Below are 15,890 nucleotides of genomic sequence, written 5' to 3' on the forward strand. Positions count from 1 at the left end.
GACACCCAGCCTTCGCGGTAGTCAAGGAAAACAATCGGACATTGCCCACGAATGTGATCTTGGCTATCGCGGTGGCGGGACGCCTCGGACGTACCATCACAAAAGGGTGCAATAGTGCCGCATAACTCCTGATCTCGCTGGGAATGCTCTCAGGGTCTCCGGATAGCCTGGGACCTTCGCCTCTTTACGAAGGAGTTGATGTCCGCCGTGGGCGGATACGGCTGGCAAGTCGTCCTCGTCGTGGTGCTGGTGCTGCTCAACGCGGCGTTCTCGGGAAGCGAGATGGCGCTCATCTCGCTGCGGGAGAGCCAGTTGCAGCGTCTCGAGAAGCAGTCACGCACCGGACGGACCCTCGCCAAGCTGGCGCGGGACCCGAACCGGTTCCTCGCCACCATTCAGATCGGGATCACCCTGGCGGGTTTCCTCGCCTCCGCGGCCGCGGCCGTGTCGCTGGCTCAGCCGCTGATCGAGCCGCTGAGCTTCCTCGGCAGCGCCGCCGAACCGGCGTCGATCATCCTGGTCACCATCGTCCTGACGTTCTTCACCCTGGTCGTCGGCGAGCTCGCGCCCAAACGCATCGCCATGCAGCGCGCCGAGGGCTGGGCGATGCTGGTGGCCCGGCCGCTCGACATACTGGCCGCCCTCTCCCGGCCGGTCGTCTGGCTGCTCGGCAAGTCCACCGACCTGGTCGTCCGCCTCGCCGGCGGCGACCCGGCCGCCGGCCGCGAGGAGGTGAGCACCGAGGAGATCCGCGACATGGTCGCCGCCCAGCAGGACATCACCGCCGAGCAGCGCACCATCATCAGCGGCGCCTTCGAGATCGCCGACCGCATCCTGCGGGAGATCCTCGTCCCCCGCCGCGACGTGCTGATCCTCCCGGCCGGCCTGCCCGCCGCCGAAGGCCTGGCCCGTCTGGTCGAGGCCGGCCACTCCCGCGCGCCGGTCACCGGCCCGATGGGCCTCGACGACGTGCTCGGCGTGGTCCACCTGCGCGACCTGATCGCCGCCGACGGCTCGGTCCACGACCACATGTTCACCCCGCTGTTCCTGCCCGAGACGCTGAAGGTTTCCGACGCCATGCGCCAGCTGCGCCTCCAGCGGCAGCAGTTCGCCCTGGTCGTCGACGAGCGCGGCGCCATCGACGGCATCGTCACCATGGAGGACGTGGTCGAGGAGGTGGTCGGCGAGATCTACGACGAGACCGACCGCGACGTCCAGTCGGTGATCCACGAGGACGACGGCGCCATGCTGCTGCCCGGCACCTTCCCGATCCACGACCTGCCGGACATCGGTGTCGAGATCGAGGAGACCGACGCCGGCGACTACACCACCGTGGCCGGCATGATCCTGGCCCGGCTCGGCCACATCCCCACCGCCCCCGGCGAGACCGTCACCATCGACGGCCACACCGCCGAGGTCGTCGAGATCACCGGCCGCGCGATCACCAAGCTGCGGCTGCGCGCCCTCACCGACCACCGCACGGAAGAGGAAGCCCAGGTCTGACCGGCTCCCTTCGCGCCGTCCAGCCATTCGGCTGGACGGGCGGGTGCACACGTTCGGGCGGCCGCTTGATGGTGGTTGCCCGCTTCGCCCCATCACTCGGGATCCGGGTAAACACCGTCTCCGCTCCTCCGCGTGGCGGATGGAAGACAGCCATACCGCTGGTCACAGTGGATAATCAGGTGACTCCCGAGAGTTACGTCACGCGGTGGTGAGTGGCGGCTCAGCGGTAGCGTCGAGGCTGCTTCCGACCAGGCATACCGAGGTGACTGCATGGCGACGGTGGGAGAGGTCGTTGCCGGGCGCTACCGTCTCGTCCGCCCGCTCGCCGGTGGCGGCATGAGCCGGGTCTGGCTGGCCACGGACGAGTCCGGCGGCGACGCGGGGCCGGAGTTCGTGGTCGTCAAGCACTGCACCGTCCCGGCCGGGCTGCCGCCGGCGCAGCACGAGCTCATCCGCCGTCTGGCCCACCCCGAGGCCGAGGCCGCCGCCCGGGTCGCGCACCCCAACGTCATCCGCACCCTCGCCGTGCTCCCGTCGTGGGACGGGCCGTGGCTGGTGATGGAGTACCTTCCGTCCAAGTCCCTGCACCAGGTGGTCCACGAGTCCGGTCCACTCCCACCGGCCCGGGTCGCGGCCATCGGCCTCGCCGTGCTGGGCGGGTTGCGGGCCGCCCGCGAGGCCGGGGTGCTGCACCTCGACGTCAAACCGGGCAACGTCCTGATCGGGCTGGACGGCCGGGTCGTGCTCACCGACTTCGGCCCGGCGGTCACCCCGGCCGGGGTGCGCCGGCTCTCCGACGCCGGGGTCATCCTCGGTTCCCCGAAGTACATCGCTCCGGAACGCGTCTTCGACCACGTCTCCGACGAGCGGTCCGACCTGTGGTCGCTCGGCGCGACGCTCTACCAGGTGGTGGAGGGCCGGCCACCGTTCCAGCGGGAGACCACCACCGAGATCCTGCGTGCGGTCGGCGCGGACCGGCCACCGCCGCCACGCCGGGCCGGTCCGCTCACGCCGGTGCTGGCCGGGCTGCTGCGGCGGGAGCCGGATCGCCGGATGCCGGCGGCCGAGGTGGAGGCGCGCCTCCGGCGGATCGTCGAGGCCGGGCGGGAGCGGTCACGTTCGCGGTTCCGCCGCCGGGTTCCGGCGATCGCCGCGGCGGTCACGCTGGCCGCCACCCTCACGGCCGTCGCGGCCAACGCCGAGGGCGGAGAGCGCTCGGGTACGCCGTCCGCGGTCCCCACCCGCATCCCCGCCGTCGTGACGTCGACGCCACCGGCCCCGGAGGGTTTCACCTGGTGGATCGACCCGAGCGGGTTCCGGGTGGCGATCCCGGCGGACTGGCGGCCCGGCGAACTCGCGGCCGGTGGGCTGTCCTTCACCGGTGGCAGGCGCGGCCGGACCGTCCTGGGCATCACCCCGCTCGACCGGCCGCCCCGCGACGTGGTGGCCTCGCTGGAGGACGCCGAGCGTGACGCCGGCCTGGAGGGTTACCGCCGCCTGCGCCTCCAGGAACTGCCCGAGCCGCTCAGCGCCGTCTGGGAGTACACGTTCCGCGCCCCGGACGGCACCTCCATGCGGGCGCTGCGCCGGGTGACCAGCAGCGGTGGACGGTCCTATGTGATCGAGTGGCGGACACTCCGCTCGTCGTGGGCGTCCGAACTGGACCGTTTCACCGTGGTCCTGGCCTCCTTCGGCCCCCGCTCCGGCACCTGACCCCGGCCGGCTCTCAGCGCTGACCCCGCTGGTCAATTGATCGCCGCCTACTCCTCCGGCCCGTTTCGCGCCGGCCGGCGCGCACGCAACGCCGTCCGTGGTCGCATACCCGCGTTCCGGCGGCAGCCCAGGCCCACGGGCGGCGCAACGTGTGCGCGTGCCGGGCCGGAGGGCGGGCAGTTGATCGGCGTATAGCGGCAGGCCGGGCACACGGACGGCGCGACGTGAGCGCCCACCGGAGCGGACAGCACGGACGGCGGATGGCAGTGGGGCAATCGACCAGCGGGGACAGCCCTGGGAGCCGGCCGGATCTTCGCGGCTGGACGCCAGGGCTGTTTCGAGGCTTGTGGGACAGCCCTGGGAGCCGGCCGGGGTGAGGGTGACCGGCCACTCACGCCCGGCGGGCGCGTCCACGTGCCTGGAGTCGCAGCGCCTCGCGGGTATGCGGGATCGGGGGCGGGTAGCCCGTACCGGAAAGAATCGACGTCAGCGGGAGTGGCGGACGGCCGTGGGGACCACCTCGGCGATCTTGTGGAGGAGGTCGTTCGCGGTGAAGGGCTTCTCGATGAAGGCGATGTCGCCGTCGAGCACGTGGGTGGTGCCGAGCAGGCCGTTGCTGTAGCCGGACATGTAGAGGACCGGCAGGTCGGGGTGTGTGTCGTGGATGATCTCGGCGAGCCGGCGGCCGGACATCTCGGGCATGATCACGTCGGTCAGGAGGGCGTCGCAGTCGTGCTGGCGGAAGAGGGTGAGGGCCTGCCGGCCGTCGGTGGCGGTGAGGACGTGGTAGCCGGCGCCGGCCAGGATCCGGGTGACCACCCGGGCCAGGGCGGGCTCGTCCTCGACCACCAGGACGGTCTGGCCGGATCCGGGCGGCGGATCGTCCTGGCGCGACGCCCCGGGGGTGGCGGTGCCGGGGACCGTGACCATCGGCAGGTAGATGCGGAAGGTCGTGCCGACGCCGGGTTCGGAGTAGACGTTGAGGCTGCCGCCGGCCTCCGAGACGATGCCGTAGACGGTGGACAGGCCGAGTCCGGTGCCCTTGCCGCGCGGCTTGGTGGTGTAGAAGGGCTCGAAGATGTGCGCCGCCACGTCCGCGGTCATGCCCTCGCCGGTGTCGCTGACCAGCAGGCGGGCGTAGGTTCCGGCGGGCAGCGACGGCTGCATGTCGAGCTCGTCGCCGTCGATGGCGGCGGCGTTGGCCTCCAGCACCAGGGTCCCGCCGTCCGGCATCGCGTCCCGGGCGTTGATGGCCAGGTTGAGCAGCACCTGCTGGATCTGGCCGGGGTCGGCGTGCACCACGACCGGTTCGGCGGACGGCACGGTGATCAGGTTGATGTGTTCGCCGATGGTCCGCGCGAGCATGGCCTGGACCTCGGCGAGGGCCGCGTTGAGGTTGACGTCCCGGGGCTGGATGGTGTCGCCGCGGGTGAAGGTGAGCAGCTGGCGGGTCAGGTTGATGGCCCGGTCGGCGGCGCTGCGCACGTGCTTGAGGTCGGTCTCCAGCGCCTCGTTGCCGGCCGCCTCCTCGGTCGCGAAGTCGGTGTAGTTCACGATGATCGCCAGGATGTTGTTGAAGTCGTGCGCCACCCCGCCGGCCAGTTTGCCGAGGCTCTCCATGCGCTGCGCCTGGTGGGTACGCTCCTCGACGGCCCGGCGGCGCTCGGCGGCCTCCTTGACGGAGGTGATGTCCCGGGCCACCACCGAGATGCCGGTGGGCCGGCCCTTACGGTCCCGGATCGCCCCCACGCTCAGCGACGCCTCGATCGGTGTGCCGTCCTTGGCGAAGCGCCGCGTCTCGTAGGTGACGCCCCGCTCCCGCTGGTCGATGATCCTGCGCCGGATGTCCCGCTGCTCGGCAGCGCCCTCCTCGTCGGCGAGGACGGCCACGGACCGCCCGATGATCTCCGCGGCGGTGTAGCCGAAGAGCCGTTCGGCGCCGCCGTTCCACGCGGTGACGACGCCTTCCAGGGTCAGCCCGATGATCGCGTCGTCGGTGTGCTCGACGACCGCCTCCAGGGTGGCCCGGTGCGCGTCCGCCTCGTCGAGCAGCCGCTGCTGGTGCGGGCCGGTGTAGATCGAGCCGCGCAGTGGCGCCTGTCTCCGGCGGACCGTCCAGTAGTACACCCCGACCGCCGCGGTGGCCACGTTCCACCAGGCCAGCACCCAGAGCCAGCCGATCGCCACGGAGTGATCGGCCTGGCCCAGGTTGGCGAGCGCCAGGTACGCGTGCAGCCCGTGCCCGATCGCCGAGGTGAGGAAGATGAGCGCGGTGGCGACCGCGAGCCGGTTGGCGCGCAGTTGACCCGCCCGGGCCAGGGGCACCGCGATGGCCACCGCGATCGCCGCATAGGTGATCATGGTGCCCAGGTTTCCCAGCAGGAAGAGCTGTTCCGGCACGGTCGTCCTATCGGACACTGAACCGTCATGCTGAGGGACCGGCGGCTGCTGTGGGGGGATAGTGCGGGTAGGGATCACCGGGGTGGGCGCGCATCTGCCGGAGCGTGAGGTCGGTACCGCCGAGCTCCAGGACGGCATCGGGCGGCTGCCCCGCGGCCTGCTCGCCCGGCTCACCGGCATCGAGCGGCGGCGTATCGCGGGCGACGGCGAGTACGCCTCCACCCTCGGGCTGCACGCCGCCCGCGCCGCGCTGGAGTCCGCCGAGCTGGACCCGCTCGACATCGACCTGCTGCTGTTCGCCTCGGCCAGCCGGGACATGGTGGAGCCGGCCACCGCGCATATCCTCCAGGACACCCTCGGCAGCCGGGCGCACGCCCTGGACGTGACGAACGCCTGCAACAGCTTCGTCAACGGCATCGACCTGGCCCGGTCGATGATCCTGGCCGGCCGGGCCCGGCGGGCGCTGGTGGTGACCGGGGAGACGCCGAGCCGGGTGATGCGGCCGCGGGTGGCGGACATGGCGGAGGCGCGACGGTCGTTCGCCGGGTTCACGTTCGGTGACGCCGGGGCGGCCGTGGTGGTCGAGCCGGTGGATCGTGGCGGCATCCTGGACGTCGACACCGAGACGTTCTCCGAGCACTGGACGGTCGGCGGCATCCCCGGCGGCGGGTCGCGGCACCCTCGGGGGGACGAGTACTCGTATTTCACCGGTGACGGGCACCGGCTGCGCGGCGTGTTCGAGAAGATCGGGGCCAGCATCCTGGACCGGGTGCGGGCACGGACCGGGTTCGAGTTCACCGACTACACGAAGATCCTGGTGCATCAGGTGACGCTGCCGTACCTTGAGCGGTTCGTCGAGGTGACCGGGGTGCCCCGGGATCGGCTGGAGATCACCGTCACCTCGTTGGGGAACATGGCCAGCGCCACGCTCGGTGTCCAGTTAGACAGGACATTTCCGTATTTGTCGCCCGGGGACCGCGTGCTGTTCATGGGTCTCGGCGGCGGCGTCAGCATCATGACCATGGTCTGGGAACGCTCATGACCCGCCTCTGGGTCGTGGTGCCCGCCTACAACGAGACGGCCCGGATCAGCGCCACCCTGTACGCCCTCGCCGCCCAGACCGACACGGACTTCACCCTGCTCGTGGTGGACAACGGCTCCACCGACACGACGGTCGAGGCGGTCCGGGCGTTCGCGCCGTGCGCCCCGTTCCCGGTGCACGTGATCGTCGAGCCGGAGAAGGGGGTCGGCTGCGCGGTCGACACCGGGTTCCGGCACGCCATCGGGGGCGGGGCGGTCCTGATCGCGCGTACCGACGCGGACTGCCTGCCCCGGCCCGGGTGGGTGGCGGCGGCCCGGGCCGCGCTGGACGGCGGCGCCGGGATGGCGTGCGGCCGGATCACCGCCCGGCGTGACGAGCACGGTCCGGCCGGGCGGGCGGTGTTCGGGCTGCTCGTGACGCTGGCGGCGGCGTTCGGGCGGATCCGGCCGGCGCACCGGGGGGACGGGAACCTGGCGCCGTACCGGATGCACGCCGGGAACAACATGGCGATCACGGCGGCGCTCTACGAGGCTTGCGGGGGGATGCCACGGCGGCCGTCGCCGACCGACCGGCTCTTCCTCAACCGGGTCCGCCGGACCACCTCATCGATCGTGCACAGCCGGTCGATGGTGGTGGAGAACTCGACCCGGCGGCTGCGCGCGTACGGGGTGCTGCGGACCGCCCGCTGGTACCTCGACCGGGGCAGCGGCCCGCTCTCCCCCGACCCCCGATGAGAACCGTGCCGAGGTGCCCTCTTGCTCGATGAGCTGAGCGCGGGCCTGCGGGCCGGCGACGACCGGCCCGCGCTCGCCGACCGGCTGACCCGTGGCGATCTGGCCGTGCTGCGGGACCGGTATGCGACCGCCCTGCACGCGCGGGGCCTCACCGTGGGTGACACGCTCGGGATCGCGATCCGTCCCGGGCCGCGGGCGCTGGCCATGGTGCTGGCGGCCTACCGTCTCGGGGTCCGGGTGGCCCTGCTGGATCCGACGGCGGGGCCGGATGTGCTCCGGGCGCGGTTGGCGCTCGCCCCGCCCGCGTTGATCATCGCGGATGTGGCGGCGCAGGCGGTGGCGGGCTGGGCGGCTCCCTTGGCGCGCCGGATCGGCCTGGCCCTACCAGACTTTTCGAACATTTCCGAAACTGTCACCGTGGGACCCCGCCTGCCTGGCAACGCTCCCTCGCTCGTTGTGAAAACGGGTCCCGTTCCGAGGGCCTACGACGGCGACGGCGACGCGGTCATCATCTTCACCTCGGGTACGACCAGCAGTCCCCGGGCCGTGGTGCACACCCGCTCCGGCCTCGACACCGGACTGCGCGCCGTACACGACCTGGTCCGGCCACGCCCCGGGATCCCGGTGCTCGGCGGCACCTTCTTCGTCATGGTCCCGTCGCTGGCCGCCGGGGCGCCGGTCGCCGCGCCGGCCCGCCGTCCACGTGCCCTCGCGAAGCAGGTCACCGGCCTGAAACCGCAGGCCACCTACCTGACACCACCGCAGATCCGGGCCGCCCTCGACGCCGGCGTGCCGTTCACCGGCCGGGTCTACAGCGGCTCCGCCCCGGTCTCGGCGAACCTGCTCGCCCGGGTCCGCGCGGCCGGCGCCGACGAGGCGTGGGGTGTCTACGCGCTCACCGAGGTCTTCCCGGCGGCCGCCGTCCCGTCCGGCGAGAAAGCCGCCTACGACGGCGACGGCGACCTGGTCGGTGACCTGCTGCCCGGGGTTCGGGCCCGCCTCGACGACACCGGGCAGCTGCTGCTCGCCGGGGCCGGCGTCTGCGACCGCTACCTCGGTGCGGAGCCGCACGAGTGGGTCGCCACCGGGGATGTGGCGGCGGTGACCGGCCGCCGCGTCGTCCTGGCCGGGCGCTGCAAGGACATGATCCTGCGGCGGGCCGAGAACATCTATCCCGGCCTCTACGAGCCCGCCCTGCACGTACCCGGTGTCGCCCTCGCGGTCCTGGTCGGCGTGCCCGCCGGCGACGGCGACGAACACGTGGTCGCGGTGGTCGAGACGGCGCCGGGCGCCAGCCGTCCCGCGGTCGAGGCCGCGCTGCGCGAGCCGCTCCGCCGGATGGGGTCGGCCCGCCCGGACCGCGTTCTCTTCGCGCCGGTCCCGCTCGCCGGCCGCTCCCGCAAACCCGACCGGGGCGCGGCCGCGTCGCTCGCCGCCGGCGTTCCACATCAGAGAAGACCTCCGGGGGTACGGGGATGAGCACCCGATTCCCGCCCGGGCTCGCCGTGATCGTGCCCGCCTTCGACGAGGCCGCCACGATCGGCGTCGTGCTGGAGGCGCTCGCCGCCCAGACCGACCGGGACTTCCGGCTGATCGTGGTGGACAACGCCTCCACCGACGGCACCGCCGGGGTGGTCCGCCGGTTCGCGGTGGGCGCGCCGTTCCCGGTGGAGGTGGTCACCGAACCGTCCCCCGGCGCCGGAACCGCGGCCGACACCGGTTTCCGGCACGCCATCGTCACCGGCGCGACACTGCTGGCCCGTACCGACGCCGACTGCCGCCCGGCCCCGGACTGGGTGGCGACCGCCCGCGCCCACCTGGCCACCGGCGCCGAACTGGTCTGCGGGCGCAGCGTCCCCCGCCGCGACGAGAACCCCACCTGGGCGGAACGTCACGTCTTCCCGGCGGCGGTCCGGCTGGCCGCCCTCTACGGCCGCTACCGCAAGGCGCACCGGGATCCGGCCTACCGCACCCCGTACGTCCTGATCCACGGACACAACCTGGCCGTGACGGCCGACCTCTACCAGCGCTGCGGCGGCACCGCCCGGGAACGACTGGAGGACGGGTCCGAGGACGTCACCATGCTCAACCGCGCCCGCCGCGAGACCAGCCGCATCGTCCGGGCCGAGGACCTGGTCGTCGAGGCCAGCCTGCGCCGGCTGCGCGCGTGGGGCGCCCGCCGGACGCTCCTCTGGTACTGGGACCGCCGCTGGCGCCCACCCACCTCGACGGAGGTCCACGTCCGATGAGCAGCGCCGACCTCGGGCAGCGGCGGGCGCGGCGCCGGGACCGGATGGTCTACCTGCGCGCCCACCCGGTGCTGTTCACGCTGCTCGCGGCCACGCGGCGCCGGGCGGCGCTCCGGCTCGGCGGGACGGTGATCGCGAACTCCCCCACCGCCTACCTGGACGGTCTCACCCGCGTCCCGCTGGACCGGACCGCGGAGGGCACCACGGGCGGAGCGGCCGGGCGGCTGGGCGGCGGCGGCCTGCTGTTCGACCAGGAGGGCGACGACCACCGCGGCTCCCGCCGCTCCCTCGCCGAGTCGCTCGGCGCGGACGGGGTGGCCCGGCTGCGCCCGGTCTGGCTCGCGGTCCTCGAACGCCGCCTGGCCCCACTCGCCGACGGCCGGACGATCGACCTGGTGGACGTGGCCGCCGAACTCTCCGGAACCACGGCGGCCGCCCTGCTCGGTGTCGACGTGGACGGCCGCGAACTCGCCGCGGCGGCCCGCACGGCCGCCGCGGCCGCCGCCCGCGAACATCTGCCCGGCCTCACCCTCCCGCACCACCGCCGGGCCGCCCACCGCGCCGCGGCCCGCCTGAACGCCCTGCTCACCCCGGCTCCCGCCGGCCCGTCCGGCTCCTCTCCCGTCGGTTCCCCTTCCGTCGGTTCCCCTTCCGTCGGTTCCCCTTCCGTCGGCTCCCCTTCCGTCGGCGATCCGAGCACGAGCGGACCGTCCGGGGACGGGCTGGCGGCGATGCTGGCGGTGGCCGCGATCAACACGACCGTCGCCGGGGTGCCGCGCGCGGTGGCCTGGTGCGCCGACGCCGATCTCTGGGCGTACGCCGAGTCCGCCCCCGAGGCCCTGACCGCCGAGCTGCTGCGGGTGACCGCGGCGACCCCGCTGCTGCCCCGGGTCGCGGCGGGCGGCGGTGTCGTCGGCGGCTGCCCGGTCGGCGCCGGTGACCGGCTGATCCTGGTGGCGCGGCACGCGGCCGGCGCACACCACCGCGATCCCGATCCCACCGACCCGGCGCCGGCCCGGATCGCCCAGCTGGTCTTCGGCGCCGGCCCGCACGCCTGCCCCGGTGCGCGCCTGGCCCGGCTCCAGCTGACCGACACCCTCACGGCGCTGGCCCGCCACCGCCCCGAGGTACGGGCGGCCCGCGCCGACCGCCGCAGCGCCCTGCCCGGCTGGTCCAGCCTGATCGTGGCGGCTCGATGACGGCGCGGATCGCGGGTACCGGAGCGAGCGGGTTCCGCGGGGGTGTGGTGGCTCGTGCGGCCGCCGCGGCGGGGGCCGATGTGGTCCGTCTCGGGCGACGGCCCCGGGCCGGTGAGGGAATTCCGGTATGGGGCGCTTCCCGTCGTACCCCGCCCGATCTGACCGGGACCGGCTTCCTCGGCGAGGCGCACTGACCGCGGCGCGTCAGTTGCGGCGGCCACGGCGACCGAAGAGCAGGGCCAGCAGTCCACCGAGGACGAGGGCCGCGCCACCGAAGCCGTACGCCGTCACGTCGGTGCCGGTCAGGGCGAGCTGGCCGTCGGGCGTACCCCCGGAAGGCGAAGGCGAGGCGACGGGCGAGGGCGACGCCGGAATCCGGCCGATCGGCTGCACCGCGGCGGGCGTGGGGGAGGTACGGCCGCGCGGGTGCTCGCCGTGGGGCTTGGCGTCATGCACCGCGGCCGGGGCGCAGGCCGCCGCGGACAGGTGTCCGAGCGTCACGTCCAGCACGTGCACCTGGCCGAGTTTGACCTGGACCCGGACGCTGGCCGCCTCGGCGCGTACCTGTCGTCCGTTGATCTGCTGCTTCAGGTCGCCGAGGGATACCCGGACCTTGAGCGCCGCCGGGCTGCGCTCCTCGATCCCGCCGAGCAGATCGAGCGAGACCGCCGTGCCGGCGTCCTTGAGCACGTGCGCCGATTCGCCGGCCGCGGTCACCGAGAGCACCGCCGGCTTGTAGGTGACCTTGGAGTTGGCCCGGTCGCCGCCCGCGATCACCTCGAGCCTGGGCTGGTTGATCACCTTGATCGAGATCTCCTGCGGGGTGCCGGCGAACAGGCTCAGGTCGCTGAGCGCGGCGCCGGCCGCGGAGCGTACGCCGATCCGGCCCCTCCCCACCGGTACGAGATCCGTGGCGGTCTGGGTGGATCCGTTCGGCCCGACCCGCAGCAGCCCGGTCCGGCGCCGGTCGGCGTGCAGGGCCGGGACCGGTCCGGTGCCGTCCAGCAGCGAGAGCCCGGCGAGCATCACGGCCGACCTGGTCAGCGGCCCGGTCCGGCCGCACCGGTACCCCCGTTCCCAGGTCGCGTGGGCGGTGGCCTTGCCGAGTTTCACCGTGGCCAGCCCGGCCGCCTGGAACTGGGCCAGTTCGGCGGTGACCGGACCGTTCTGCCTCGACGGGGCCATGTGCTGCGCCCCGGTGCCGCCGCCCGGGATGCCCAGCAGCTTGGCGTCGGCGTGCCGGCCTCCGGCGACCGTCTTGAACGGCCGGCCCTCGCTGTTCACGGTGCCGTCGGACACGGCGAGCCGGACGTCGGCGAGGGCGGGCAGGCCCTGCACCAGCGGGCCCGGGTCGAGCACCGTGATCTTGGCGAGCCCGGCCTCGGCCCGGGCGGTGAAGTCACCGATATGGCAGCCCTCGGGGGCGGGCGTCGCGGGGGTCGCGGCCGCCGGCGCCACGGGAAGGGCGAGCGCGGCCGCCACTCCGGCCGCGGCCGCGGCGAGGTGGGCGGGACGGGACGAGGAACGGGCGATCGGCATGAGATCTCTTCCGGCTGGGGGAGTTGTCGGATCTCTCATCGCCTGTGGGGGTTTGCGGGCTACGGGGCTTTAGCACAGAAAGCACCATTCGCACGTACCGTCTTGTCCGAAATTTCGGGATACATGGTTGTTAACCCGTGTATCTCAACGATCGGTACGGTCTTCCGGATAGGTCGCTCCTCCGGTGGATTCCTCAGTGAAGGGGCGAGCCCCGCCCTCCGGCGGCCCCGCGGCGGACTGCCCACCTGCCGCCAACTCGGGAAACCTGTGATCGAACGCGGGCCGCTCGGACCGGATCCGCGGCATCCGGTCGAAGTTGCGCAGCGGCGGCGGGCTCGACGTCGCCCACTCGAGCGAGTTCCCGTGCCCCCACGGATCGTCGGCGGTCACCACCTCGCCCGCCCGGTACGACTTCCACACGTTGTAGATGAACGGCAGCGTGGCGGCCCCGAGCACGAACGAGCCCACCGTCGAGACCATGTTCAGCGTGGTGAAGCCGTCGCCCGGCAGATAGTCCGAATACCGCCGGGGCATGCCCTCGTTGCCGACCCAGTGCTGCACCAGGAACGTGGTGTGGAAGCCGACGAAGGTGAGCCAGAAGTGCACCTTCCCCAGCTTCTCGTCGAGCATCCGGCCGAACATCTTCGGGAACCAGAAATAGATGCCGGAGAAGACCGCGAACACGATCGTCCCGAACAGCACGTAGTGGAAGTGCGCCACCACGAAATAGCTGTCGGTCACGTGGAAGTCGACCGGCGGCGACGCCAGCAGCACCCCGGTCAGGCCGCCGAGCAGGAACGTCACCATGAATCCCACGGCGAACAGCATCGGCGCCTCGAAGGTGAGCTGCCCGCGCCACATCGTCCCGATCCAGACGAAGAACTTCATCCCGGTCGGAATCGCGATCAGATAGCTGAGCAGGCTGAAGAACGGCAGCAGCACCTGACCGGTGGCGAACATGTGGTGCGCCCACACGCTCATCGACAGCATGGTGATCAGGATCGTGGCGGCGACCAGTGTCTTGTACCCGAACACCGGCTTGCGGCTGAACACCGGAACGACCTCGGTGATGATCCCGAAGAACGGCAGCGCGATGATGTAGACCTCGGGATGGCCGAAGAACCAGAACAGATGCTGCCACAGCAGCGGCCCGCCGGTCTCCACGTTGAAGACCTGGGCGCCCAGGATCCGGTCGGCGGCGAGCGCGAAGAGGGCCGCCGCCAGGAACGGGAAGACCAGCACCACCAGAACGCTCGTGAGCAGGATGTTCCACGTCATGATCGGCATCCGGAACATGGTCATCCCGGGCGCCCGCAGACACAGGATCGTGGTGATCATGTTGACCGCGCCGAGAATCGTGCCGACACCGGAGATCGCCAGCCCGACCACCCACATGTTCCCGCCCACGCCCGGCGAGTGCGCCGCCGTGCTCAGCGGGGTGTAGGCGGTCCACCCGAAGTCCGCGGCCCCGCCCGGCACCAGGAACCCGGCGAACGCGATCATCCCGCCGAAGAAGTACAGCCAGTACGCGAACGAGTTGAGCCGCGGGAACGCCACATCCGGCGCCCCGATCTGGATCGGCACCACGAAGTTGGCGAAGGCGAACACGATCGGCGTCGCGAAGAACAGCAGCATGATCGTGCCGTGCATGGTGAACAGCTGGTTGTACTGTTCCGGCGACAGGACCTGCATGCCCGGCCGGCCCAGCTCGGCACGCATCAGCAACGCCATCAGCCCGCCCAGCACGAACCACACCATGGACGTCGCCATGTACATGATGCCGATCTGCTTGGCATCGGTGGTGCGGATCGTCCGGGCCAGCCAGGAACCCTTGACCTCACGTCGCACCGGCCACGGCCGCGCCTGCACGGTACGAGGGGAAACTGCGGTCATATGGATTGCCCTCCCTGGACCGTTCGTACTCCCCGGCGACCTGGTTGCCAAGCCGCGCCACATCCATCAATACGGATCAACCCCTGGGCCGTGCATCATCCGCACAACCCGGCGGTCGCCATCGCCCATGCGGCGTACCCGTCGACCCCCAGTCCACACCCTTCCACCGGCCCCAGAAGCCGTTTCAACGCCGTTGCCCCCTTTGGTCCCAGCCAAAAGACCCAGCTGGCTCCCAGAGCTGTCTCAACCGCCCCGAAACAGCCCCCACGACCAGCCGGATCTTCTCGGCTGGCCGTGAGCGCTGTCTCGGCGGCCTTCGGACAGCCCTCCGGGGTGTTGAAAGCGGGTGTCACTCTGGCGGCGAGGATGTGGCTGCGCGGTTTCGGGGGCCGTCATGCAAATCATCGAGATCAGCGACTTCGGGGTACGGTCCGCGGTGGTCCGGCTGCGCCGAAGCGGTACGCCGATGTGCTTCGTCGTCTACCCGATGATCCACATGGCGGACCCGGCGTTCTTCGCGGCGGTATCGCGCCGGCTGCGTACCGCGGATGTGATCGTCACCGAGGGCGTCGGCGGCGACAGCAGCTTCTCGCTGCTGGGCCGGGCACTGACGCTCAGCTACTCGGTGCTGCGGTTCAACCGGCGGGCCGGCCTGGTAGGGCAGAGGATCGACTACGAATCGTCGAACGCCGACATCGTGAACCCGGACGCGACGGCGACCGAACTCGGCACCGCATGGCGGCGGGCCCCTCTCCAGCAGCGGCTGCTCATCTGGCTGCTGCTGCCGGCGGTCATGGCCGTGCGGTTGTTCGGCGGCACCCGAACCATCTGGTCACGGGCCCTGGAAGTGAACGACCTGCCCACCACATCCGACGAGCAGTGGGCCGAACAGTACCCGCGCCTGCACGACGCCCTCCTCGGCGACCGCGACAAGATGCTGCTGGAGGCGCTCTACCGGCTGCACGAGGAACGCCACGCCGAACAGATCGAGGTGGCCGTCGTCTACGGCGCGGGCCACGTCCCGGCCATCGTCCACGGCCTGATCAGGTACGGCTACCGCCCCCGCTCAGCGGACTGGCTCACCGTGAAGTCCCTCTCCTGACCCACCCCCAGATCGTGTACGCCCACCCCCGCCCTACTCCGAGCCGCAAACGCCCAGGATCCACAAGTCAACCAACAACCGAAGGCCCCCGCTCCCACGCTCCCTCGAATCTTGGACGCCCACCCACCGCCCTCAGGGGACAAACGCCCAAGATCCACGGGCCAAGCAGCAAGCGAAAACCCCCACCCCACCACTCCCCCAGACCTTGGACGCCCAACCACCGCATCCGGCGGCAAAGCGTCCAAGATCCGCGAACCGCAGCACAAAGAGGAGACCAAGGCCCCAGCCCACGCTCCCCCAGACCTTGGACGCCCAACCACCGCCTCCAGGGGACAAACGTCCAAAATCCGCAGGCCACGCGGCAAACGAAGGCCCCACCGCCATCGCTGCCCCCGACCTTGGACGCCCAACCACCGCATCCGGCGGCAAAGCGTCCAAGATCCGCGAACCGCAGCACAAAGAGGAGACCAAGGCCCCAGCCCACGCTCCCCCAGACCTTGGACGCCCAACCACCGC

Annotated in this window: 11 protein-coding genes; 8 read left to right on the plus strand and 3 right to left on the minus strand. The window is 72.0% G+C overall.

Annotated features, from left to right (window positions below):
* Positions 1 to 198: 198 nt before the first annotated feature.
* Positions 199 to 1,503, plus strand: a complete 1,305-nt coding sequence (locus KZ829_RS09105) for a hemolysin family protein (protein WP_220143413.1) — start codon at positions 199 to 201, stop codon at positions 1,501 to 1,503.
* A gap of 270 nt (positions 1,504 to 1,773) precedes the next feature.
* A complete protein-coding gene (locus tag KZ829_RS09110) occupies positions 1,774 to 3,216 on the plus strand; it encodes a serine/threonine-protein kinase (protein ID WP_220143414.1) in 1,443 nt (480 codons plus the stop codon).
* A gap of 486 nt (positions 3,217 to 3,702) precedes the next feature.
* On the opposite strand, the gene KZ829_RS09115 is transcribed toward KZ829_RS09110, so the two are convergent.
* Complete coding sequence (locus KZ829_RS09115) at positions 3,703 to 5,634, minus strand: PAS domain S-box protein (RefSeq protein ID WP_308285398.1); 1,932 nt, start codon at positions 5,632 to 5,634, stop codon at positions 3,703 to 3,705.
* Between the two features lie 64 nt (positions 5,635 to 5,698).
* Here KZ829_RS09115 and KZ829_RS09120 point away from each other — a divergent pair, with 64 nt between their 5' ends.
* The 5 genes from KZ829_RS09120 to KZ829_RS09140 are packed head-to-tail and all read left to right on the plus strand — an operon-like array spanning position 5,699 to position 10,840.
* Positions 5,699 to 6,658 carry a 3-oxoacyl-ACP synthase III family protein gene (locus tag KZ829_RS09120; protein WP_308285399.1) on the plus strand — a complete coding sequence of 320 codons (960 nt, stop codon included), beginning with the start codon at positions 5,699 to 5,701 and terminating at the stop codon, positions 6,656 to 6,658.
* A complete protein-coding gene (locus tag KZ829_RS09125; protein WP_220143416.1) occupies positions 6,655 to 7,392 on the plus strand; it encodes a glycosyltransferase family 2 protein in 738 nt (245 codons plus the stop codon). Before KZ829_RS09120 ends, KZ829_RS09125 begins: the two co-directional genes overlap by 4 nt.
* 21 nt (positions 7,393 to 7,413) lie before the next feature.
* Positions 7,414 to 8,871, plus strand: a complete 1,458-nt coding sequence (locus tag KZ829_RS09130) for an AMP-binding protein (RefSeq protein ID WP_220143417.1) — start codon at positions 7,414 to 7,416, stop codon at positions 8,869 to 8,871.
* The gene (locus tag KZ829_RS09135; protein ID WP_220143418.1) at positions 8,868 to 9,641 is read left to right on the plus strand and encodes a glycosyltransferase family 2 protein; all 774 of its coding nucleotides are present in this window, start codon (positions 8,868 to 8,870) and stop codon (positions 9,639 to 9,641) included. The genes KZ829_RS09130 and KZ829_RS09135 overlap by 4 nt, the downstream gene beginning before the upstream one ends.
* On the plus strand, positions 9,638 to 10,840 hold the full coding sequence (locus KZ829_RS09140; protein WP_220143419.1) for a cytochrome P450 family protein: 1,203 nt from the start codon (positions 9,638 to 9,640) through the stop codon (positions 10,838 to 10,840). Before KZ829_RS09135 ends, KZ829_RS09140 begins: the two co-directional genes overlap by 4 nt.
* Positions 10,841 to 11,044: 204 nt before the next feature.
* Here the strand turns inward: KZ829_RS09140 and KZ829_RS09145 are convergent, their stop codons facing one another.
* The gene (locus KZ829_RS09145; RefSeq protein WP_220143420.1) at positions 11,045 to 12,379 is read right to left on the minus strand and encodes a hypothetical protein; all 1,335 of its coding nucleotides are present in this window, start codon (positions 12,377 to 12,379) and stop codon (positions 11,045 to 11,047) included.
* Positions 12,380 to 12,523: 144 nt separating this feature from the next.
* A complete protein-coding gene (ctaD, locus tag KZ829_RS09150) occupies positions 12,524 to 14,272 on the minus strand; it encodes an aa3-type cytochrome oxidase subunit I (protein ID WP_220143421.1) in 1,749 nt (582 codons plus the stop codon).
* 394 nt (positions 14,273 to 14,666) lie between these two features.
* Here ctaD and KZ829_RS09155 point away from each other — a divergent pair, with 394 nt between their 5' ends.
* Complete coding sequence (locus tag KZ829_RS09155) at positions 14,667 to 15,374, plus strand: TraB/GumN family protein (protein WP_220143422.1); 708 nt, start codon at positions 14,667 to 14,669, stop codon at positions 15,372 to 15,374.
* Positions 15,375 to 15,890: the final 516 nt, after the last annotated feature.

It is taken from the genome of Actinoplanes hulinensis (assembly GCF_019429605.1).
Classification (GTDB): Bacteria; Actinomycetota; Actinomycetes; order Mycobacteriales; family Micromonosporaceae; genus Actinoplanes; species Actinoplanes campanulatus.

What these genes read in the sequence shown, in the direction of transcription:
- KZ829_RS09105 (WP_220143413.1), top strand. Translation starts at nt 199, where the DNA reads ATGTCCGCCGTGGGCGGATACGGCTGGCAAGTCGTCCTCGTCGTGGTG.
- KZ829_RS09110 (WP_220143414.1), top strand. Translation starts at nt 1,774, where the DNA reads ATGGCGACGGTGGGAGAGGTCGTTGCCGGGCGCTACCGTCTCGTCCGC.
- KZ829_RS09125 (WP_220143416.1), top strand. Translation starts at nt 6,655, where the DNA reads ATGACCCGCCTCTGGGTCGTGGTGCCCGCCTACAACGAGACGGCCCGG.
- KZ829_RS09135 (WP_220143418.1), top strand. Translation starts at nt 8,868, where the DNA reads ATGAGCACCCGATTCCCGCCCGGGCTCGCCGTGATCGTGCCCGCCTTC.
- KZ829_RS09140 (WP_220143419.1), top strand. Translation starts at nt 9,638, where the DNA reads ATGAGCAGCGCCGACCTCGGGCAGCGGCGGGCGCGGCGCCGGGACCGG.
- KZ829_RS09145 (WP_220143420.1), bottom strand. Translation starts at nt 12,379, where the DNA reads ATGCCGATCGCCCGTTCCTCGTCCCGTCCCGCCCACCTCGCCGCGGCC.
- ctaD (WP_220143421.1), bottom strand. Translation starts at nt 14,272, where the DNA reads ATGACCGCAGTTTCCCCTCGTACCGTGCAGGCGCGGCCGTGGCCGGTG.
- KZ829_RS09155 (WP_220143422.1), top strand. Translation starts at nt 14,667, where the DNA reads ATGCAAATCATCGAGATCAGCGACTTCGGGGTACGGTCCGCGGTGGTC.